Genomic DNA, 21,305 nt, shown 5'->3' with positions numbered 1-21,305 from the left:
ATAGTTATAATAGATGACCGCCCGTTCTGGCGGTCATCTATTATAATCAGCAGTCTATCTGTGCATCTGAAATAGAGAAAGAGGTGCGAGTTATGTCTCTCCTAGTGACACAAGTCGGAAAGGTTAAGAATTATGTGAATGGCGCTTGGGTAGCGTCGTCATCTGGGCAGGAAGAAGAGGTATATAATCCGGCGACTGGTGAAGTAATTGCCTACGTGCCCCTATCAAGCAAAGAAGAATTGGGTAGGGCGGTCGATGCGGCTGCTGTAGCATTTCAATTGTGGAAAAGAGTCGCCGTGCCCCGTCGCGCACGTTATTTCTTTCAATATCAACAGCTGCTGGTAGAGCATTGGCATGAGCTGGCTGAGCTGATTACGCTGGAGAATGGGAAGAGTCTGGAAGAGGCGCAGGGGGAGGTGCAGCGCGGTATTGAGTGTGTGGAATTTGCCGCAGGCATCCCCACATTAATGATGGGCAGCCAGCTTCCTGATATCGCTACCGGAATTGAATCCGGGATGTACCGTTATCCGTTGGGGGTTATTGGGGGGATTGCCCCGTTTAATTTTCCGATGATGGTCCCTTGCTGGATGTTTCCACTCGCCATTGCTTGTGGGAATTCCTTTGTGCTGAAGCCTTCTGAGCGTACGCCACTGCTCGTTAATCGGTTGGCTGAGCTATTTGCCGAAGCGGGTTTTCCGCCAGGTGTGCTGAATGTTGTTCATGGAGCACATGAGGTGGTGAACGGGCTGCTGGAACATGAGGAAGTGAAGGCGATTTCGTTCGTGGGCTCGCAGCCGGTCGCGGAATATGTATACAAGACAGGGACGGCGCAGGGCAAGCGGGTGCAGGCTTTAGCAGGAGCTAAGAATCATTCCATTGTTCTGCCTGACGCGGAACTGGACAATGCGGTGAAAAATATTATTGCGGCGGCCTTTGGCTCTGCGGGTGAGCGGTGTATGGCTTGCTCGGTTGTGGTAGTCCATGAGGCCATCGCTGACGAGCTAGTTGATCGCCTGATAGCTGGTGCGGATGAGCTTAAGATTGGTAATGGTGCCGCTGACGGGGTATTTCTGGGTCCGGTCATCCGTCAGTCGAATAAGGAGCGTACGCTCGATTACATTGAGACTGGAAAGGCTGAACAAGCCGAGCTTGTGAGAGACGGACGGAAAGATCCGGCTGCGGGCGGTGTGGGTTATTTTATCGGGCCGACGATCTTTGATTATGTACAGCCGGGAATGACCATCTGGAAGGATGAAATTTTTGCGCCAGTATTGTCTGTGATTCGTGTGAAAAGTCTGAGTGAAGCGATTGCGGTAACGAATCAGTCCCCATTCGCGAATGGGGCGTGTATTTATACAGATAGCGCAAAGGCGATCCGTGAATTCCGGGAAGAAATTGATGCAGGGATGCTGGGTGTGAATCTGGGCGTGCCTGCACCCATGGCCTTTTTTCCCTTCTCGGGTTATAAGAAATCATTCTATGGAGATCTGCATGCCAATGGGCGAGATGGGGTGGAATTCTATACACGTAAAAAGATGATCACGGCCCGCTATTAGAGAAACTGAGCTACTAGAGAGGAGAAAAACTTATGCAGCGTCTTGGGAATGATAGCGAGCTTGCGTTGAAGAAGGATCAGCAATATTTATGGCACAACATTACGCCTTACAGTGAAAAAAATCCGCCTATGATTGCCGCCTCGGCAAGTGGATCGTGGATTACGGATATACAGGGTAATCGCTTTTTGGATGGAATGTCTGGGTTATGGTGTGTAAACGTGGGATACGGCCGCAAGGAGCTGGCGGAAGCAGCCTACAACCAATTGCTGACGTTGCCTTATTTTCCGCTGACGCAAAGTCACCTCCCGGCTATTGCGCTGGCGGAGAAGCTGAATGAGTGGCTTGGAGACGAATACGTGATTTTCTTTTCCAACAGTGGGTCAGAGGCCAACGAAGCTGCGTTTAAAATAGCCCGCCAGTACCAGCAGCAAATCGGCCAGCATTATCGCCATAAATTTATTGCCCGTTACCGTGGATATCACGGCAGCACGCTTGGTGCGTTATCTGCGACGGGTCAGGCTCAGCGCAAATATAAGTATGAACCGCTGACGGGTGGGTTTCTGCATGTAGCTCCCCCGGACAGCTATCGCCGCCCGGCAGGGATTTCTGTGGAAGAATTCAACCTCCAATGTGCACAGTCAATAGAGGATATGATCCTTTGGGAAGGCGTAGAGACGGTAGCTGCGGTGATTATGGAACCTGTGATTACGGGCGGTGGCGTCATCGTGCCGCATCAAGTCTATCTGAATCGGGTGCAGGAAATCTGCCGCAAACACGGCGTGCTGCTTATTATAGATGAGGTGATTTGTGGATTTGGACGCTCTGGACGTAAGTTTGGTCATCACAACTATCATGTGAAGCCGGACATCGTGACAATGGCTAAAGGATTGACCAGTGCTTATCTTCCCCTGTCCGCCACAGCTGTTCGTAAGGATATCTATGAGGTATTTAAGGACAATAGTGATGATTACGGTCATTTCCGTCATGTGAACACGTTTGGTGGTAATCCAGCTTCGTGTGCACTAGCGTTACGCAATCTGGAAATTATCGAGCAGGAGAAGCTGGTGGAACGTGCAGAGCTTTTGGGCAAAAGACTGAACACTGCATTCACCGAGTTACTGGATCACAAGCTTGTAGGTGATGTCCGCAGCTTTGGCTTGGTGACAGGGATTGAGCTGGTTGAAGACAAGGCCAGTAAGAAACCGGTTGATCTGAGTATTGTGAAAGGCATTATTGCTGAATGCAAATCCAAAGGACTTATTATCGGCAAGAATGGCGATACGGTAGCTGGGTTCAACAATGTGCTTACCTTCGCTCCGCCCTTATCCTCCACAGATGAAGATATAGAGTTTATTATTAATACGTTTAAATCTGTACTGAGCGGGGGCTGGGCAAAGTGATTTTGTCCGGGTATAGGAATTGGTAGGCACGCAGGGCAACCTGAATGGAGATCCGGTTCTCCGGCTGCATGAAGTCTTCGCCCAGCAGTTCTGTTATTTTGTCCAGACGATAATACAGTGACTGTCTAACGATGAACAAATTTCGCGCGGCAATCTGTTTAGAACCATCATGGTCAAGGTAGACTCGCAGTGTGAGAAGCAGCTCGGAGCCCTTAGTTTGATCGTGGTCGATTAATGGACCAAGATAGCTGCGAATGAAGTTCTGCAACGTTTTCCCGTCATTTAAGCTAAGTAGTAATTGAAAAACGCCAAGCTCATCGTAAAACAGCAGTGACTTCTGATAACAAGAGTATAACGATAAGGCTTGCAGGGCTTCTTGATAACCAGAATTGGCCCGTTTTAGACGCTTATGCGATTTACTGACTCCGATAACCAGCTGCAAATCTTTGAGCTTCTCATCAGAGCGGATATGCTGAAGGGCCTCGAGTGCTTGCTGAAGCCGCATTTTGCCGGGCATTTTTGATTGAATGTCGAGTGCGATGACGGTGAGGCGATTGTTCTTGAGTGTGATCAGCGGACGTAGGGAATATTTCTCGAAGATGGAACGCAGGATGAGCGAAAGATGGAAGGTGATAGATTCCCATTCGTTCTCCGAGCTGTTCCATTTTACGTCTCTGGGGTTCTTGATTTCTATAAGGCATACACGGTAAGGGAGTTCGTTGACCACGTTGAAATTGGAACCAATCAGACCTTTTAAGCGGTTGTCATCCTCCATGCGACCGTTGATCAGCTCGTCGACCCAAAGATTCTCTGAAAAAAGCTTGCGTTCCTCCATATAACGGGTGCGCAGCAGCTCCTGAGCGATGGACAGTGAGGCGGAGTCCAGCAGCAGACAATCGAATTCTTGTGGCTTATGATTGCAGACCATCAAGATATAAGCCCAGGTCTGATCCAATGCGCCTACAGGTTTTATTGCAATAGTCTTTTGTCCATATTCTCGGATATATGGCGCAGCGTCAGGCTGAACACCTTCCATTTCGTCGCCGAAAGCGGTGAAGAAATTCAGCAGGGGTGTTTGCTCCTCCGGCGAAAGTGCGGGGAAGAACAATGGCTTACCCTGCAGCTGCATATAGATAATTTGTGTGCGTGTGCTTTTACACAATAATTGTAGTACCTTCAAGGTTCCTTGTGAGGTTAAAGTTAGGCGGTGAAATTCACGCGAGATGCTTTCGAGTTCTTGCAGCATCCGGTGATGCCGATTGATGATGATGGAATGAAGGTCTAGGGTGATATCCACGAAGCGAACCGTGCGGGTGAAGATGATCAGCGGGAAGTCATTTGCGTTAGCTAAGTCGATCATCTCTTGTGGGATGGTGCTGAAATACGTACCTAACTCAATACACAAACAAGCTGCATTTTTATCGATTAGGTTCTGCATGAATTCCAAGGAGGCGGGCAGATCGACGCTTGCGCCAATCCCCGTAGTCAGAATCATTTCTTCCCCGTGAATAAGTGTATCGAAAATGGCACTTTCCAGTACATGGACCCAGCGAATGGCACGGCTCAAGCCGCTTTTGCCGCCGATGACTTCGGCCTCTGCGAATAGTGGTCTTGTTAGAGCATCGCGAATGGTTAATACAAGCTCCCAATCCATAGTTATTCCCCCTCGATCGTCTGTACTCAACCCAGCCATTAACGTCCTGTTATTCTCAGCCTATTCTCACATGTAAAAAATACAGTTTTGAAATTAGACAAAGTGTCTAATGCAACGAAAATTCGAAATGACTATAGTTTGATTAAAGAATGTCAGTATATATAACCTTATCAGGCAGGACGTTGAGAGATAATTTCTATTAATGCTTATATTACTACAATAATCCGAAGATGTAAGCAAAATATTCAGAATAAAATGGAAAATATGTTATGTTATATAACATAAAGATGAGAATTATCCATAAGGAGGAACTAGTGATGGAGCATTCTTCTCCGTTAACAGCATTTACACCAGAGATGTTCATGCGTAACTTTGCCGAGGCTGAGCCGCCTCTGACCTATAAGGGTGCTATGGATGAGGCTAATCGCTGTCTATATTGCTACGATGCCCCTTGTATAAAAGCTTGTCCGACCAGCATTAATATCCCCTCCTTTATCAAACGGATTGCGACTGACAATTTGAAAGGCTCGGCACAGACGATTATGGATTCCAATCCTGTGGGTGCCAGCTGTGCCCGCGTTTGTCCTACAGATGAACTATGCGAAGGAGCTTGTGTGTTAAATGGTGCCTCGGCGCCGATCCAAATCGGATTGTTACAGCGTTATGCGACAGATTGGGCGATGAACAGCGGAGTTCAATTATTTAAAGCAGGCATTCCTAATGGGAAAAAGGTAGCTGTAATCGGCGGCGGTCCTGCGGGGTTGTCTGCGGCTAGGGAGCTTGCCCGTGAGGGCTTTGCTGTTGTAATTTACGAAGCCAAGGAACTGGCTGGTGGACTGGATACACATGGGATTGTGTCGTTTCGGCTTCCACAGTCAATCTCTCTTTGGGAAGTAGAGCAGGTAGAGAAGCTGGGTGTGGAAATACGTACAGGTGTAAAAGTCGGAGCAGATGTCTCTGTAGAAGAGTTGAAATCGGGCTATGATGCCATCGTCTTGGCAGCAGGCATGGGTTATGTACCTCCGTTAGGAATTGAAGGTGAAAAATTGGCTGGCGTCTATGATGCCATTGCCCTCGTGGAATCCACAAAGACCGCCATTCCTCTGCTAGAGCTGATGGGCCAGCGGGTCGCAGTTATTGGTGCGGGCAATACAGCTATTGATGCGGCTACATGCTCAGTGCGTCTGGGAGCCACAAATGTAAAAATGATCTATAGGCGGACCCGCGAAGAGATGACGGCTTACGATTTTGAATATGAATTTGCGAAGCAGGAGGGTGTGGAGTTTAACTGGCTTACTTTGCCGAAGCGTATCGTGGGTGATGAGCTTGGGAATGTAACCGCACTGGAATGTGTGCAGATGAAGCTGACAGAGGAGCCGGGCAAGGATGGACGCCCAGTGCCTATGCCGATAGAGGGTTCGGAGTTCTTGATTCCGGTAGATGCGGTTGTAATAGCTATTGGTCAAAAGCGTCGCCTAGATCTGATCGATTCTTTAGGTCTTGCGCATGATCGCGGGGTTGTGAGGGTGGATGAGGCCACCTGTAGAACCTCTGATCCGCAAATTTATGCTGCTGGCGATATCATATTTGGTTCAGGCAAAGGGGAGGCCATGGTAGTATCAGCAGCCCAGCAGGGAAAAGACGCAGCCTATGCAATTGTAAAACAGTTCTCAGGCCTGCAGGAGCCTGCCGTTAGATCTGTGGGCTGAGCTTAGGAATTAAATTGGATTTTATAAGACAGGGAGGGAACATCAATGGCAGATTTAAGTATTGATCTCGCAGGAATCAAATCACCGAATCCATTCTGGCTGGCTTCCGCGCCGCCTACGAATACAGGCTATCAAGTGCAGCGGGCCTTTGAAGCAGGATGGGGCGGGGCGGTGTGGAAGACGCTCGGTGATCCGATTATTAATACTTCATCGCGGTTTGCGGCAGTGAACTTCAATGGGCAGCGGGTTGCGGGCTTTAACAATATCGAATTGATCACCGACCGTCCGCTTGAGGTCAATCTGAAGGAAATCTACGAAACGAAGAAAAGATTCCCGAATCATGCGATTATCGCCTCCCTGATGGTAGAACCTTCACAGTATAAATGGCATGAGATTGTTAAGCGGGTAGAAGATGTGGGCGTAGATGGCCTAGAGCTTAACTTTGGCTGTCCGCATGGTATGGCTGAGCGGGGAATGGGCGCTGCTTCGGGGCAGCAACCAGATCTGGTGCAGGCGCAGACCACTTGGGTAAAAGAAGTGGCGACCACCCCGGTGATAGTAAAACTGACACCCAACATTACCGATATCACCGTCGTTGCCCGTCATGCCGTTAAGGGTGGAGCGGATGCGATTAGTATGATCAACACTATCAACAGTCTTGCAGGCGTAGATATTCATAGCTGGAATACGATTCCGAATGTTGGGGGTCAGGGCGCTCATGGCGGTTATTGCGGCCCGGCTGTGAAGCCTATTGCGCTTAGCATGGTGGCTGAGTGTGCTCGTGACCGGGGAGTAGGTATTCCAATCTCCGGCATTGGAGGAATTTCTACCTGGCAGGATGTTGTGGAGTTCATGCTTATGGGCGCTACGGGCATTCAAGTATGTACCGCGGTCATGCATCATGGCTTCCGGATTGTGGAGGAAATGATCGATGGGCTGAATAACTATTTGGATGACAAAGGGCTGGCTTCCGTAACTGAACTAATCGGCAAATCGGTATCCCGATACTCCAATTGGGGCGATCTGGATCTCAACTATAAGGTCGTTGCCCGCATTCATGAGGAGAACTGTATCAACTGCAATAAATGCCATATTGCTTGCGAAGATGCTTCACATCAATGTATTGATATGTTAACTAATGCAGATGGGAAAGCTATTTTACAGGTTCGTGAGGAGGACTGTGTAGGTTGTAATCTTTGTTCTATTGTCTGTCCAGCAGACGGCGCGATCGATATGGTTCCAGTCGACACTGGGGTTGCCCCTCTGACTTGGAATGAGCGTCAGAAGGTGATCGGTAGCTTAAATGGCTCTTATTCAGAAGTGGAGGTGGGATAAGGATGAAGAAGATTATTAAAAATGGCATCATCGTTACCGCAGCAGATACGTATACAGGCGATGTGGCGATTGAAAACGGGGTTATTACAGCGATTGGCCTTCATCTAGAGGTCCCGGGTGCGGAGATTATAGATGCCTCTGGGTGTTATGTTTTTCCTGGAGGCATCGATCCTCATACGCATCTGGATATGCCTTTTGGCGGCACAGTTACAGCCGATGATTTCGAGACGGGAACCATTGCGGCTGCATATGGCGGAACGACCACAGTCATTGATTTTTGCTTAACCACCAAAGGACAACCGCTACAGCAAGCCGTAGATACATGGCATCATAAGTCGCAGGATAAAGCGGTGATTGATTACAGCTTCCACCTGATGGTCTCAGAATTAAACGATAAAGTACTGGGCGAGCTTCCGGAAATTATTGAGAATGAAGGCATTACCTCACTTAAGGTATTTATGGCCTATAAGAACACTTTTCAGGCGGATGACGGTACACTTTTTAAGACACTGCAAGCCGCGAAAAAAGAAGGCGCGCTCGTAATGGTGCATGCGGAGAATGGGGATGTCATTGAATATTTGGTGGAGCAGGCTTTGGCTGCAGGCAACACCGATCCGATCTTTCATGCGCTGACTCGTCCGCCAGAGCTGGAGGGTGAAGCTACGGGGCGTGCGGCTTATTTGACCGAGCTGACGGATTCACAGCTGTATGTTGTACATGTGACCTGTGCAGAAGCTACTTGGAAGATTGCTGAAGCACGTAAAAAAGGACTGCGTGTTTACGGCGAGACTTGTCCGCAGTATTTAGTTCTGGATCAGACGGCGCTAGAGAAGCCAAATTTCGAAGGTGCCAAATACGTATGGTCTCCGCCGCTGCGTGAGCAGTGGAATCAGGATGTGTTATGGGATGCGCTGTGGAGCGGCAGCTTGCAGACGATTGGCTCGGATCAGTGCTCCTTTGATTTCAAAGGGCAAAAGGATCTGGGACTTGGCGACTTCTCCAAAATCCCGAACGGTGGACCGACCATCGAGGATCGGTTTACGATTCTTTATTCGGAAGGTGTGCAGAAGGGGCGGATCTCGTTAAATAAATTCGTGGATATTATTTCGACCTCCAGTGCCAAGCTGTTTGGATTGTACCCGCAAAAAGGCACAGTAGCAGTAGGCAGCGACGCTGACTTGGTTATTTTTGATCCAGCTGTAGAACGAACACTCTCTGCGGACACGCATCATATGAACGTCGATTATAATGCGTTTGAAGGCTTTGAAGTAAAGGGAGAGCCCGTTTCTGTCCTCAGTAGAGGTGAGTTTGTGATTCGCGACAAGCAATTTGTTGGCAAGGCGGGCTCGGGAAAATATTTAAAACGCAAGCGTTTTGCAGCGGAGGCTCCCCTTCCGTCCAAGGCAGAAATTAGCGGAGGTGTAGTCTAGTGTCTGCTTATGCGGAATATGCCAAAGAACAGCAAGAGATCGACGGGCTGCTCTTTAAAGGATATACCATTGCCAGTATCCAAGAGGACTTGGACGGTGCCCGAATAAAGTTTGTTAGAGGAGAACCTGCCAAAAGCACAATAGAGTTATTGTTGCTGACAGCGGATGCCCGTAAGTACGTGACCACTCTTGTGGTTGCAGGGCAGATGGAGGCAGGTGAGCAGACCGGTTGTTACAGTGGAGAGGTTTGAGGTGTATGAGTTGAAAACCGAGTAGTAAGCTTCTGGATTAGGGAGCTTGGTGCTCGGCTTTTTATTGTGTCCTTGTAAAGCGGGTGCTGAAATGTGACGTTATTTTGCGTAATTGCTCTGGGAGGACGATTATAGGGAAAATCTCCGTATATTTAGCCGATTACGGTTATGAAATAGATATTAAAGGGAATACCTCCCTATAAATCACTATGATATCCCTGATATTGAACGATTCCGGTAAATAAAAGGGAGCTATTCCCTTTATATTGGTTTTTATCTCTTGTAAGACCTAGATATAGGGAGACTTTCCCTATATCTACTCCTTTATCTAATTTACAGCTTCTGTTCATGCTCCATATACTCATGCCGTAATATGGACATGATATGCAGAGATTCAAAGTGTTCCCCTACTTTTATACAGTCACGTAGAGTACCTTCCAGTGTAAAGCCACAGCTTTCATAGACATGGCGTGCTCTGTGGTTGTGGTCTCTAACATCTAACCATAGGCGATGTGATTCAGTGTGGCGAAAGATCCAGTCGGTCACGAGACAAAGCGACAGCTTACCATACCCAAACCCCTTGGAATGGATGACGATTCTTTTAATACAAACGGTAAGATGAGTGTCTTGAAGTCCTGTAATGATGATATAACCGACTCTTTTTCCTGAACTGTCCCAAACTGTAAGATCTTCTTTATTCCATTGACCGATATAGACGCGGTTTATTTCGCTTTGTTCAATGGCTAGAACGAACGCTAAATCCTGCACAGTGGTACGTTGTAAAACCAAGGCTTCTGAATGGATGATCATAACCATACGCCCCTGTCTCATATGTACTTTTTATCTATGGTAACTGACGATTTACTCGCTGTCATTCATGTAGTAGGAATGCTCGCAACTTCGTGTATAATTGAGACCAGGTGTTAAGAATTCCAATCGGATGAGGAGATCAGCTGGTTATGTACTTTCTTGATATTATGTCTTGGCTGACAGAGGATAATCTGCGGCATCTGCTTGAACAATATCGTTCGTTTGGGCCCTTTCCGGGCATTGCATTGACGTTTATGAAATCATTTATACCACCACTACCAACGATTGCGATCGTAGGGTTAAATGGAGCAGTATATGGGTTATGGTTAGGTTTTTTGTATTCTTGGATCGGCCTGGTTGCGGGCTGTGTGACTACATTTTGGATTATTCGCAAAGTGGCGTCCCATCGTTATCTGCGAAAATGGGCTGAGCGCCCCAAAGTAGCCAAAAGCATGACATGGGTGCGGCAAAGTGGATTCAGCTATGTTTTTCTGCTTAGTATATTTCCGGTAGGGCCCTTCGTTGTAATTAATATGGCTGCTGGTCTGGCTGGTATGAGGTTTCGGTCGTATCTCCTAGCGCTCACTGTAGGGAAAGCGATCATGGTATTTGCGGTTTCATATATTGGAAATGATCTGGAACGGTTCATCCGCCAGCCGTGGGAGATCCTCTATGTGTTGGCATTTATTGGACTGTCACTATGGGGTGTTAAAGCCATCGAGGCGCGATTCGCTAGAACCGTACAGGATGGAAATAAGAGCGCTTAGTATTGCGAATCAACTATTTAAATAGAACGAAGGAGGAAATGATGATGAAATATCGTAAGCTTGGCAGTACAGGAATGAATGTATCAGTGATCGGCTTGGGTACTTGGCAGTTCGGTGGAGAGTGGGGCAAGGATTTCACTCAGGTTGAAGTTGATGCCATGCTGGATAAGGCAGGAGAGCTGGGTATTAATTTGATTGATACGGCTGAATGTTATGGAGACCACTTATCAGAGAAGTTCATCGGGGGCTATCTGGCTCGCCGGAAACGAGAAGACTGGATTGTGGCTACGAAATTCGGACATCATTTTCAGGGACATTTGCAGAGGGAACAGTTATGGCGTGCTGAGGATGTACTTAAGCAGCTAGATGATTCATTGCGTGCACTCCAGACAGAATACATTGACCTTTATCAATTCCACTCGGGCACAGATGAACAATTCGATAATGACAAGCTGTGGAGTATGCTCGACAGACAGAAGCAGGCAGGAAAAATCCGTCATTTAGGTGTCTCGATAAGTGCATCAGGCTCGGGTGTACATCAGACCTCTGCAGCAGCGGATGTTCAAGCAGAGGCCATACAAGTAGTATATAATCGGCTGGATCGTCAACCTGAGGAAGAGATTCTTCCGCTCTGCATCGAGCATAAATTGGGTGTGTTGGCGCGTGTTCCGTTGGCGAGTGGTTATTTAAGCGGCAAGTATAAGCCGGATGCGGTGTTTGGTCAGGGTGATGTGCGAGCTAATCATAAAGAAGATGTAAGACAAAAACAGCTACGCGCTGTAGCTGAGATTGCAGCGAACGAAGTGCCTTCTGGTCTCGATATGGCGCAGTGGGCCCTGGCGTGGTGCCTTCAGCATTCCGCGGTAACCAGTGTAATTCCAGGTTGTAAAAATGTAGAGCAAGTCATCTCCAACGCCAGTGCTGCTGATCTGGATATGGTGAAGGGTTCCACACAATAAGCTGGAGCCTACACAGAAAAAAGCTCCTTAACCTTCGCCTCGGCTGGATTCTCCTCGTAGATATGGGTCCAACTGTTCGTGGAAGCGTCATAAAAATAGTCCTGTTTCCATTGCTGGAAATGGATTGCGATATTTCGTACAGCGGATACAATTCTCTCTACCTCCTGATTCGTCATAATAGGGTGTAGAGAGATGCGGATCCAACCTGGTCTAAGCGACTGGTCTCCTACAGTAATTGCCTCAGCGATCTGAGAAGATTGCGCCCATCCTAATCCGAGCAGGTAATGCCCATATGGACCCGCACAAGAGCAACCCCCCCGGGCTTGTATACCAAAGCGGTCATTCAATAGTTGAACTGCAAGATTATAATGAATATCACGTAGTGTAAAAGAGACAATGCCATGTCGTTCTGTATGATCTCCAGCTAGCAGCGAGCATTCGGGTATGCTACGGAGCCCGTTCATTAATTGCTGGCATAGCTCATGCTCTCTAATCACCATATATTGACCGTTTCCATTCATCTGGTCCTTTAGCTTCACGCAAAGTGCTGTCCGAAAAGCTTGCAGAAACCCCGGCGTTCCCCCGTCTTCCCGCATCTCTATTTCATTGGTGTAGCGGCGTCCTCCCCAAGGATTGACCCAAGCCACTGTACCTCCACCCGGTTCGTCAGGAATACGTCCATTACTTAGAGCCTTATCAAAAATTAGAACGCCATTCGTGCCCGGTCCACCCAGAAATTTATGCGGAGAAAAAAAGATTGCATCCAGCTTCTCCAGTGGTGAGACAGGATGCATATCGATAGGCTCATAAGGAGCACTGGCGGCAAAATCTACAAAACAAAGGCCTCCGTGACGGTGCATAATCGCGGCAAGCTTCTGGTAGGGAGTCTGAATTCCGGTTACATTGGAGCAAGCCGTAAATGAACCGATTTTCCAGCGGCGATGCTGATACAATTTCAACTGGGCTTCAAGCTGCTGAAGATCTATATTTCCATTTTCTCCGGGAGGAACAGTCACGACGTCACCAATCCCCTCCTGCCAGGGAAGGATATTGGAATGATGCTCCATATGGCTGGTGAAGATCACAGGACGCTCCTCCATCGAATGGGAGCTATAGTCCTGAAGCCATTCAGGGAGCCTTAAGCCCATGATACGCTGGAGCTTGTTTACGGCTCCCGTTGTTCCATTTCCGCAGTAGAGCAGGATGTCCTGGGGGCCAGCATTTACATGCTTTTTAATAATTTGTCGTGCTTCATCATAAGCCAGTGTCATGGTTAATCCGGTCATGTTGGAGTCTGTATGTGGATTACTAACATATGGACCGAAGGCTTCCTGAAGCTTCCGCTCAATCGGTTCATATAAGCGTCCGCTTGCAGTCCAATCGGCATACAGCAGTGGCTGTCTACCATAGGGAGTGGTGATCTGATGCCGAATACCAATGGTGTGCTCACGAAAAGTCTCGAAATGGTTTTGTAGTGAAGCGGGCGTCTCTGCAGAAGAGGCGTGGATGATGTTTAGCACGGATTTCCCTCCAGCCCGTACACCGTCTATTCTAAGGTTATAAGTGTGTTATCGGCGTACCAGTAGTTTCTATGCCACCAGTATATGCTTGCTTTGGGAATTGGGTTAAAGCCTAGTTGATTCATTTAAATAAATAATTGAACATCGCTTTCTAGTGCATCTTTTAAATACGACGCAGCATCTATAATCTCAACCTCTGGCAGTAGCTCCTCTGTTTTAAAGCCCATAATCTCGACGGAGAGCTTGCAGGCATAGAACTTGATGTTTTTCTTACGAGCCCCTTTTAGAAAATGGATCAGCTTCGGGGCACCTTGCTCCTCCATCATTTCTTCTAACATCATCCGGCCCAGCCCGCTGAAATTCAAATGGGAGAGTGGCAGCTGGTTAGGACCTTTTGGCGTAATGACATCCATCAGCTTCTCATAAATACTCTTATCCTCTAGCGTCATCTTCTCCGGATCACGGACTAGAAACAAACCCCAGAAAGAGAAAAACATCGTAACCTCTACATCAATATCTCTCGCAGCATTCGCTAGAATCAGTCCTGCCATGGCTTTGTCGTATTCTCCGCTGAACATCAGAAGATTTATTTTTTTACTCACCTGCATAGGCCTCCCGTTACATATTTTGAATTATAAGAAAGTATAAGTTTCACGAAATACGTTATCCTTATAATTCTCGCATAAACGCTTACCGTCCTTAAGAGGACGCCGAAGGCGTTTTAGCTTAGAATGTCATTAGTATGGTTATGGAGGGGAGAAGTATGCGAAGGGACCTTCCGAATTCACAAAAAAAAGCTCCCTTACGGGAGCTCATCACCTTTATTTTGTTACCTAGCTTCTACTAATGTACTTCAGAATCTTTGGATTCTGGATCTAAGGTGCTGCGGATGTCATGGTAACGGGCGGAAAGCCAAATGCTTCCGGTAAATAATACGATAAGTCCAAGAACGATAGAAAATCGCCAGTCACCTGCTTTGAAGTTCAGCTGAAGTACGGTTAGTACAAGCGAAACCTGGGTCCAAACCAGTGTTCTTTTGCGAAAAGCCGGGATATCACCAGTCATCTTTGGGATGTTCCGAATGATCAAATAGGCAATAACTGCGAGAATAAGCGCAAATATAGCGGTTACGGCTAATTCAGAAGAGGATAGGACATGCATAGTCTCAGGCATCCTTTCAGCTTGCAAAAGTTAGGATTCAAAAAAGGTGAATTATTATTTCTTGAAAATACCTAGCGGAGCTCCGATCGGTAAGAAAGTGCGTCCGAAATGAGCGTTTAGCACAGAAGCGCCACATCCGTATAAGGATACGATACCAATTCCAAGTTCGGCGCAAGCAGCAAGTTTATGGAAGAATTCTGGAGCGATACCAAAGGAATCGAAGGTTAGTCCAATAAAAAGGAAATCTATCAATACAAAAATGATAAGCAAAACTCTATTAGCCTCAACCGCACCAATGGTCATAAAGATTGTAAAGATCAAATAACCCAGAAATACAAATCCGAGCTGCTTAGGATCTACAGCCTCTGCAAGCGTTGGGCCGAATACGCCGAGCTTGATCAGCCAGCTGCTAGCCATGCCGAACCAAAAGAAAGCGTAGGCGCCAAAGGCGGTCATACCAAAGGTGTTGTTGTGCTTAGCATCTTGAATTGCGGCAAATAGTTGAGCGAATGCTCCCAGGAAGATAGCCCAAGGAATGACGTAGCTAAGTCCTGTTGTAAACTCAAGCTTCTGCGAAGAAGCAACCAATGTGACAATAGCCAGTCCGAATAGCCCGATGGCGCTAGGGTCTGCGGTGACGATTTTGACAGATTGGGTGTTAGGGGATTGCGCTGACATGACAGTAAAAGCCTCCATTATTATATATAGTTTTACGCTCTTAAAAACAGCACTCAGGGAGCGCTGTTCATAGGCTTGCCTATCATATCATATCGGTATGGGCTTGCCTATAAAACAACACTCATTTTTTGTTGAGAAAGGGTGGTCTTATGTCCAATAAGAGGGTATTTACACGTTTATCATCTATTGATATATCCTTTAGCCGAACAAACGGAGTTATTATGTCAAGATTAGACATTATATGCAGTGATAATCTTCACAATCTATCGAAAATTGATGTATAATAGTCAGTGATAATTATTATCAAATCAAATGAAAAAGGCGGTAAGCTTGAAGTGAACAAATGGACATTATTTACCAAGGCGACCCGGTTTTGGAGTTTCTCTGTTATGCTCATCCCGATTGTTTTGGGTACGGTTGGGGCATATGTATGGGAAGGGGCATTCCATCCGGTTTTATTTATTCTTACCTTAATAGGGGCAATTTCGGCGCATTTATTCTCCAATATGGTGAATGATCTGTGGGATTTCCGCAACGGAACCGATACAGAAGCAAAGAATTCCGCTGGTGAAATCAGCACAAACTCCGGGCTACTGACAGGTGGAATCCTCTCGGAGTCTTTTTATGCAAGGATGACCTGGAGTATGCTGGGGATTGCTCTTATCTGCGGTGGAATCCTTAGTATATATAGCGGTTGGAATATCCTCTGGTTTGTACTTGTAGGTGCTTTAATCGCTTATTTCTATGTGGCTCCGCCACTGCGTTATGGATATCGAGGCAAAGGGTACAGTGAGCTGGCCATCTTTATTGCTTTTGGTATTATGCCGGTATTGGGCTCTTATTTCGTACAAACGGGTCAATTCAGCATGAAGCCTGTTATTCTTTCGTTGCCAGTTGGATTTTTAACTACCTTATTGTTGTTTAATCACCATTTCCTACATTGGAAAGCGGATGAGCAGGCTGGAAAGCTTACGCTTGTTGTAGTGTGGGGGGAGCAGAAGGCACTTGTATTTTCGCGTGTACTTCTCTTCACTGGTTACGCCTCTGTGGTGGTCTGTGTGCTGATGGGCGTACTTCCAGTTTATGCGCTTTTGGCGCTAGTTACAGCTTTCTGGCCGATTCGTATTTATCGTGAACTGAAGCCACATAATGCTTCGCCAGCCTATATCCCACTCATGGGTGCTTCACAAAAGGCCTCCGTGCGTTGCGGTGTAGTGATGGCAGCAGCATTACTAATTCAAGGATTATTCTGAAAATATAAGAATATATAGATTTCACGTTATACATTATCCTTATATTTCTCGCATAAACACTTACCGTCCATTAGGGACGCTGAAGGCGTTTCTGCTTGTACTAATAATTAACATACAGAAGGAGTGAGCTTTCATGGAAAAGAAGGACAAGGAATTGATGAAGGAAGAACCAAACGCTAAAAGTATCCAAATGGTGCTTGGAGACTTCCACTCTATTTTAGAAGAAGGAAAGGTTTGGAAAACAGGCGGATTTACACTGCCTGATGGATCGTTCTGGGCTTATCGTGAACCGGAAGCGGTAGTTATTGTTCGTAATGATACCTTGTATGTACGTGCCAAATTATCTCGTGAGAATCATCAAGTGCAAATTCTAGATAATGCTAAGCATATGTATTACTCCGCGGAGCCAGTGGAAATTCCTGAGGCTGGAGAGATTAGCTTCGAGCTGCAAATTCGTTGCCGCACACAAGGAACAGCACCTGGAGACTTGTACGACGGTTATGTATCGCTGAACTTGCTTGATTTTACGACAGGTGCGGCGTTAGACTTTTTTGCGGGAAATGATAAATATGCTAGTGTATATGGTATTCTGCCGTTCCCGGGCGTACAAGTACCAGAGAGCAAAGGAATGAAATATTTCTGCATCTTTAAAGAAGATACGGATTTCCAGCCACGTGAATTTAATACCTACCGCATTACGTACCACCGTGGCAAGGATGAGGCTGTATTCTATTTGAATGGCAAAGAGGTACGCCGCGAGAAAAATATTCCGCTCAAATTCAACAACTTTACAGTGGCGCTCGGAATTATGACAGAGAAGGATCTGAGTCCTGAAGGCAGCGTGTCTGTGCATGGACAAACGGTTATTGCTGAATGGTCCCCAGTAAAGATTACAACGACTGAACAGTAATACCTTGCAGGCTCAATTGATAAATAAGGGTGTATGGTGTGAATATTAAAAGCTTTCTAAGATTTGTGGAGTTGCCGACAAAAGTAGCCAGTATGATCCCCTTCCTAATGGGGACGCTGTATGCCCTGTACCGGTTTGAGGATTTTTATGTGTTGCGTTTTGGTTTGATGTTCGTTTCCTTACTAAGTTTTGATATGGCAACGACAGCGATTAACAACTATTACGATTTTAAAAAAGCTTCCAAAACCCACGGCTATGGCTATGAAACGCATAATGCAATTGTACATTTTAAGCTAAAAGAGAGCACCGTCGTGGCGACCATTGTTATTTTGCTAGTGTTGGCTGCAGGGGGAGGGATCGCCCTTGTTACTCAGACAGGTTTGCTGGTCTTTTTGCTGGGTGGACTGTCGTTCTTAATAGGTATCCTTTATTCGTTCGGACCAATTCCGATCTCGCGGATGCCGTTAGGTGAACTGTTCTCAGGTTTGTTTATGGGTTTTGTTATTATTTTTATCTCTGCTTATATCCATACCGACGAGCATGTGGTGTCGCTGCTGCTTCAGAACGGCTGGGTCAGCCTGAATATTAACATTGTGGAAGTGCTATACCTGTTCTGGTTCTCTGTTCCCGCCATTTTAGGGATTGCAGGGATTATGCTCGCTAATAATATCTGTGATATTGATGAAGATATGGAGAACCGCAGGTACACGCTTCCGGTCTATATTGGCCGCCGCAATGCGCTCTTGCTGTTTAAATATCTTTACTATGTCTCTTATCTGGATCTTGTAGTGTTGCTGATCTTGGGGGTTAACCCTATTCTTGTCTTGGCGATTCTACTTACACTGATCCCATTGCACCGAAATATCTATTTGTTCACACAGAAGCAGGAGAAGGCGAGTACCTTTATTCTTGCTGTCAAAAATTTTGTGTTGATGAGCACGGCACGTATAGTTGTGCTTGGTGCGGCTGTCCTGTTAAATATGATCATGTAGCTACTCCATCGAATTAAAAAGCAGTGTCTATCGGAGTCGAGGCTCCTTTGGGTGCTGCTTTTTTTGCGTTCTGACTGTTCTCTTTGATTAGTGCTGCGTTTCATTTTATGATAAGGTGTCTTAAAGTATAGTAACTAGACCAAGGGAAGAGGTGTGCCGTTATGGTGCAAAAACTTCGCTGGGGGATCATAGGCTGTGCGCAGATTGCGACAGGTTCAGTGATGCCAGCTATCATGAATTCAGATTCGGGAATGATTAAGGCGATAGCGAGTCGTGGCTTGGAAAAAAGCAGCGCTGTAGCCGCAGAGTTCGGAATAGAGAAAGCATATGGCAGTTATGAAGAGTTACTTGCAGATAAAGAAATCGATGCGGTGTATGTTCCGCTCCCGAATCATCTTCATCGAGAATGGGTGATCCGTGCGGCAGAAGCGGGTAAGCATGTGTTGTGTGAGAAACCGATCGCGCTGAACAGTGCAGAGGCTGCAGCGATGGTGAAAGCATGCAACGATGCAGGCGTCCACTTAGCAGAGGCATACATGTATCGGCATCATCCACGGATTGCTGAACTCCAGGACATTATCGCTAGCGGTGAAATCGGAGAATTACGCTCGATTCGAGGTACATTTACTTACAATGATGCTACAGACACTTCAAATATTCGTTTTAAATCGGCTTGGGGCGGCGGCTCGCTTTATGATGTGGGCTGTTATCCATTAAGTGCAGCACGACTTTTGTTTGGGACGGAGCCGGAAGCTGTGACCGTGCATGCGAAGTTCTCCCCTGAGCATGATAATGTAGATATGATGGCTTCAGGGCTGGTAGAGTTTCCAAATGGTTTAAGCTTGATCTTTGATTGCGGTATGTGGGCATATAACCGCCAGCTCTTGGAGATTCTTGGGACTGAGGGACGAATTGAGGTGCCTATGCCTTTCAACGCTAGAGACGAGGATGCGGAATTCTTTGTGTACACTGGCGATGAGATGAGACGGGTTGATGCCACAGGGGCTAATCCGTACATTCGGCAGGTGGATGATTTTGCAGCTGCTGTGTTAACAGGAAAGAGACTCATTGCACCGGAGGATCCAGTGCTAAGTATGCGGCTGGTTGAAACCTGTCTTGCTTCAGCTAAACAACGCCAAAGAATTAGCATGCAGTAATAGCTGAATCTTATATGAATCTACAAAAAAACCTCCGGCTTTCTGCTATAAGCAGATGCCGGAGGTTTTTAAAATATAAGAAAGGCGTTTTGCTTGCGTGTTCAGCGTTTAAACTGTACCCACTAGAATATCATCTTCGTCGTCATTGCTATTAAAGGCTTCGCGGTCAAATTCACCTTCTGAATTTGCGACCAACAACGCGGTTACAGCTGTTCCCGTTGCATTTACAGCGGTACGACCCATATCGATGAGCGCTTCTACACCTGCAACGATAGCGATTCCTTCAAGCGGCAGACCAAGAGCGGTTAATACTACCGTAGTGGAGATTACGGCTGGTCCAGGTACGCCAGCTACACCAATAGAAGAGATAATACTTACTAAGACCAGCGTAATGTAGTCCGTCCAGTTCAGATCAATACCGAATACTTGGGCGGTAAACACAGCCACAATTGCCGGCCAAATCCCGCCGCAAGCATTAAAGTTGACCGATGCTCCTAATGGGGCGATAAAGCTCGCGATCCGTGGGGAGACATGCAGACGCTTCGTAATGACTTCAAGATTGACAGGAAGTGTTGCGTAGCTGCTTCTGGTTGTGAAGGCAACAGTAATGGTTGGATATATTTTGCGGAAGAAACGAATTGGGTTCACTTTCGCTACCAATAGAACCAACCCGCCAAAGATAAGCACAAAATGTATAATCATTGCTACATATGAGGTGATAATAACACTGCCCAGCTCCTGCAGCGTTTCCCAGCCATACCGAGCAGTAATTCCGGCAATCAGTGCGAATACGCCGTAAGGTGTCAGGCGAATAATGAATTTCACGACCTGATGCAGTATCAGTGTCAATGACTCAATAAGATCACGTACAGGTTTCACGGCTTCTGGTTTCTTAGAACCAATCTTGATGATAGCTACTGCTAGGAAGATAGCGAAAATGAGCAGAGGCACAACTTTTCCCGTAGCTGCTTCATTCACAGGGTTAGATGGAACGAGATCTAGAATAACCTGTGAGAAGGTCGGAATTTCCCGAGCAGCGAAATCTGCGGGTACATCCTGCTGAATCCCTTGGCCGGGATTGAACAGCAATGCCACGGATAGGCCGATAATAGAAGCAATACCCGTCGTACCGAGGAACCAGGCGAAGGTTTTGATCCCTATTTTACGTAGATACTCCAGATTAGTTAAGGAAGAAATGCTGTTCAATACGAGTATGAAGACTAAAGGAATAACGAGCATGCGAATCAAGCTTACATAAATGCTGCCGAATGTACTGATAGCTTTGGTCTCTAAATCGAAGTATTGAAAGAATATTCCGGCAATAAGTCCGATGCCAAGTCCGATGAGTACCCGAGTACCAAACCCGATTCGTTTACGTGCCAGTAGAAACAAAATTGCAAAAACAAATATGGAAGCAACAAATCCATACCAGTTCGTTTCGATGGCGGATAACAAGTTGTTATCTATGTTCACTACCAATACCCCCTTAAACCTAGTTTTTTAATGTGATTAATCCTATTGAGATCAATCTATATAGAATTTATAGTAAAGTCAATGTAATAATATGTTAAAAATAATTAATCCCGACAAAAACCATGTGAAAAATAAAAAAAATGACAAGGGACTATGTCATGGATAATTTGCGAGGGACGATCTCTTCACTCTAAGGGGGAATCAATGGTTCTCCCTTTTGTGCTGAAAAAGGCATTAACATTCATAAATATAAGATTAGTGAGTTAAATTATGGAGTGGGATTCAGTTGA

At 46.4% G+C, this 21,305-nt stretch carries 19 protein-coding genes; 12 read left to right on the top strand and 7 right to left on the bottom strand.

Translation table 11 applies throughout. From position 1 onward, the window contains the following. Positions 1–92: 92 nt before the first annotated feature. Complete coding sequence (locus M2444_RS14700) at positions 93–1,556, top strand: CoA-acylating methylmalonate-semialdehyde dehydrogenase (protein ID WP_280787322.1); 1,464 nt, start codon at positions 93–95, stop codon at positions 1,554–1,556. A gap of 32 nt (positions 1,557–1,588) precedes the next feature. After that, positions 1,589–2,956, top strand: coding sequence for an aspartate aminotransferase family protein (locus M2444_RS14695; RefSeq protein ID WP_094868326.1), 1,368 nt, complete (start codon positions 1,589–1,591; stop codon positions 2,954–2,956). Here the strand turns inward: M2444_RS14695 and M2444_RS14690 are convergent. Continuing rightward, positions 2,922–4,649, bottom strand: coding sequence for a PucR family transcriptional regulator (locus tag M2444_RS14690; protein WP_280787321.1), 1,728 nt, complete (start codon positions 4,647–4,649; stop codon positions 2,922–2,924). The genes M2444_RS14695 and M2444_RS14690 overlap by 35 nt on opposite strands. A gap of 278 nt (positions 4,650–4,927) precedes the next feature. Between M2444_RS14690 and M2444_RS14685 the strand changes: the two genes are divergently transcribed. Genes M2444_RS14685 through M2444_RS14670 form a run of 4 tightly spaced genes read left to right on the top strand, consistent with a single transcriptional unit; the run spans position 4,928 to position 9,335 of the window. Beyond that, on the top strand, positions 4,928–6,319 hold the full coding sequence (locus M2444_RS14685) for an NAD(P)-dependent oxidoreductase (protein WP_280787320.1): 1,392 nt from the start codon (positions 4,928–4,930) through the stop codon (positions 6,317–6,319). A 45-nt stretch (positions 6,320–6,364) separates the two neighbouring features. Then, positions 6,365–7,654 carry an NAD-dependent dihydropyrimidine dehydrogenase subunit PreA gene (preA, locus tag M2444_RS14680; protein ID WP_094877295.1) on the top strand — a complete coding sequence of 430 codons (1,290 nt, stop codon included), beginning with the start codon at positions 6,365–6,367 and terminating at the stop codon, positions 7,652–7,654. Between the two features lie 2 nt (positions 7,655–7,656). After that, a complete protein-coding gene (hydA, locus tag M2444_RS14675) occupies positions 7,657–9,084 on the top strand; it encodes a dihydropyrimidinase (protein WP_280787319.1) in 1,428 nt (475 codons plus the stop codon). After that, positions 9,084–9,335 carry a hypothetical protein gene (locus M2444_RS14670; protein WP_094877297.1) on the top strand — a complete coding sequence of 84 codons (252 nt, stop codon included), beginning with the start codon at positions 9,084–9,086 and terminating at the stop codon, positions 9,333–9,335. The genes hydA and M2444_RS14670 overlap by 1 nt, the downstream gene beginning before the upstream one ends. Before the next feature lie 333 nt (positions 9,336–9,668). Here the strand turns inward: M2444_RS14670 and M2444_RS14665 are convergent, their stop codons facing one another. Then, on the bottom strand, positions 9,669–10,145 hold the full coding sequence (locus M2444_RS14665) for a GNAT family N-acetyltransferase (RefSeq protein ID WP_280787318.1): 477 nt from the start codon (positions 10,143–10,145) through the stop codon (positions 9,669–9,671). 149 nt (positions 10,146–10,294) lie between these two features. On the opposite strand from M2444_RS14665, the gene M2444_RS14660 reads away from it, so the two are divergent. Both M2444_RS14660 and M2444_RS14655 read left to right on the top strand, forming a co-directional pair. Beyond that, a complete protein-coding gene (locus tag M2444_RS14660) occupies positions 10,295–10,912 on the top strand; it encodes a TVP38/TMEM64 family protein (protein ID WP_094868319.1) in 618 nt (205 codons plus the stop codon). Positions 10,913–10,956: 44 nt separating this feature from the next. After that, a complete protein-coding gene (locus M2444_RS14655; protein ID WP_094868318.1) occupies positions 10,957–11,871 on the top strand; it encodes an aldo/keto reductase in 915 nt (304 codons plus the stop codon). Between the two features lie 8 nt (positions 11,872–11,879). Here M2444_RS14655 and M2444_RS14650 read toward each other — a convergent pair whose 3' ends face one another. The 4 genes from M2444_RS14650 to M2444_RS14635 form a co-directional block, all read right to left on the bottom strand. After that, a complete protein-coding gene (locus tag M2444_RS14650; protein ID WP_094877299.1) occupies positions 11,880–13,391 on the bottom strand; it encodes an aminotransferase class V-fold PLP-dependent enzyme in 1,512 nt (503 codons plus the stop codon). Positions 13,392–13,516: 125 nt separating this feature from the next. Further along, entirely contained in the window at positions 13,517–13,993 is a 477-nt protein-coding gene (locus tag M2444_RS14645) for a DsrE/DsrF/DrsH-like family protein (protein ID WP_094868316.1), read from the bottom strand. A 241-nt stretch (positions 13,994–14,234) separates the two neighbouring features. Then, positions 14,235–14,552 (bottom strand): hypothetical protein, encoded by a 318-nt coding sequence (locus tag M2444_RS14640; RefSeq protein WP_280787317.1) that lies wholly within the window; start codon positions 14,550–14,552, stop codon positions 14,235–14,237. Between the two features lie 54 nt (positions 14,553–14,606). Further along, positions 14,607–15,230: an acetate uptake transporter gene (locus M2444_RS14635; RefSeq protein WP_042192624.1), complete on the bottom strand. Its 624-nt coding sequence runs from the start codon at positions 15,228–15,230 to the stop codon at positions 14,607–14,609. A 335-nt stretch (positions 15,231–15,565) separates the two neighbouring features. Here M2444_RS14635 and M2444_RS14630 point away from each other — a divergent pair, with 335 nt between their 5' ends. The 4 genes from M2444_RS14630 (at position 15,566) to M2444_RS14615 (ending at position 19,542) form a co-directional block, all read left to right on the top strand. Further along, positions 15,566–16,483, top strand: coding sequence for a prenyltransferase (locus tag M2444_RS14630; protein WP_256990090.1), 918 nt, complete (start codon positions 15,566–15,568; stop codon positions 16,481–16,483). Between the two features lie 133 nt (positions 16,484–16,616). Continuing rightward, positions 16,617–17,393 carry a DUF6081 family protein gene (locus tag M2444_RS14625; RefSeq protein ID WP_280787316.1) on the top strand — a complete coding sequence of 259 codons (777 nt, stop codon included), beginning with the start codon at positions 16,617–16,619 and terminating at the stop codon, positions 17,391–17,393. 38 nt (positions 17,394–17,431) lie between these two features. After that, complete coding sequence (locus M2444_RS14620) at positions 17,432–18,385, top strand: 1,4-dihydroxy-2-naphthoate polyprenyltransferase (protein ID WP_094877354.1); 954 nt, start codon at positions 17,432–17,434, stop codon at positions 18,383–18,385. 161 nt (positions 18,386–18,546) lie between these two features. After that, positions 18,547–19,542 (top strand): Gfo/Idh/MocA family protein, encoded by a 996-nt coding sequence (locus M2444_RS14615; protein ID WP_280787315.1) that lies wholly within the window; start codon positions 18,547–18,549, stop codon positions 19,540–19,542. A gap of 108 nt (positions 19,543–19,650) precedes the next feature. Here the strand turns inward: M2444_RS14615 and M2444_RS14610 are convergent, their stop codons facing one another. Beyond that, complete coding sequence (locus tag M2444_RS14610; protein WP_094877356.1) at positions 19,651–21,009, bottom strand: dicarboxylate/amino acid:cation symporter; 1,359 nt, start codon at positions 21,007–21,009, stop codon at positions 19,651–19,653. Positions 21,010–21,305 lie beyond the last annotated feature (296 nt).

Source organism: Paenibacillus sp. PastF-3 (assembly GCF_029893135.1).
GTDB classification, from domain to species: Bacteria; Bacillota; Bacilli; order Paenibacillales; family Paenibacillaceae; genus Paenibacillus_AQ; species Paenibacillus_AQ nitricinens.
This window is presented reverse-complemented; position numbering and strand designations above follow the sequence as displayed.

Coding starts and splice junctions, on each gene's coding strand:
- M2444_RS14625 (WP_280787316.1), top strand. CDS start 16,617: ATGGAAAAGAAGGACAAGGAATTGATGAAGGAAGAACCAAACGCTAAA.
- M2444_RS14615 (WP_280787315.1), top strand. CDS start 18,547: ATGGTGCAAAAACTTCGCTGGGGGATCATAGGCTGTGCGCAGATTGCG.
- M2444_RS14685 (WP_280787320.1), top strand. CDS start 4,928: ATGGAGCATTCTTCTCCGTTAACAGCATTTACACCAGAGATGTTCATG.
- hydA (WP_280787319.1), top strand. CDS start 7,657: ATGAAGAAGATTATTAAAAATGGCATCATCGTTACCGCAGCAGATACG.
- M2444_RS14665 (WP_280787318.1), bottom strand. CDS start 10,145: ATGATCATCCATTCAGAAGCCTTGGTTTTACAACGTACCACTGTGCAG.
- M2444_RS14655 (WP_094868318.1), top strand. CDS start 10,957: ATGAAATATCGTAAGCTTGGCAGTACAGGAATGAATGTATCAGTGATC.
- M2444_RS14700 (WP_280787322.1), top strand. CDS start 93: ATGTCTCTCCTAGTGACACAAGTCGGAAAGGTTAAGAATTATGTGAAT.
- M2444_RS14635 (WP_042192624.1), bottom strand. CDS start 15,230: ATGTCAGCGCAATCCCCTAACACCCAATCTGTCAAAATCGTCACCGCA.
- M2444_RS14660 (WP_094868319.1), top strand. CDS start 10,295: ATGTACTTTCTTGATATTATGTCTTGGCTGACAGAGGATAATCTGCGG.
- preA (WP_094877295.1), top strand. CDS start 6,365: ATGGCAGATTTAAGTATTGATCTCGCAGGAATCAAATCACCGAATCCA.
- M2444_RS14640 (WP_280787317.1), bottom strand. CDS start 14,552: ATGCATGTCCTATCCTCTTCTGAATTAGCCGTAACCGCTATATTTGCG.
- M2444_RS14690 (WP_280787321.1), bottom strand. CDS start 4,649: ATGGCTGGGTTGAGTACAGACGATCGAGGGGGAATAACTATGGATTGG.
- M2444_RS14695 (WP_094868326.1), top strand. CDS start 1,589: ATGCAGCGTCTTGGGAATGATAGCGAGCTTGCGTTGAAGAAGGATCAG.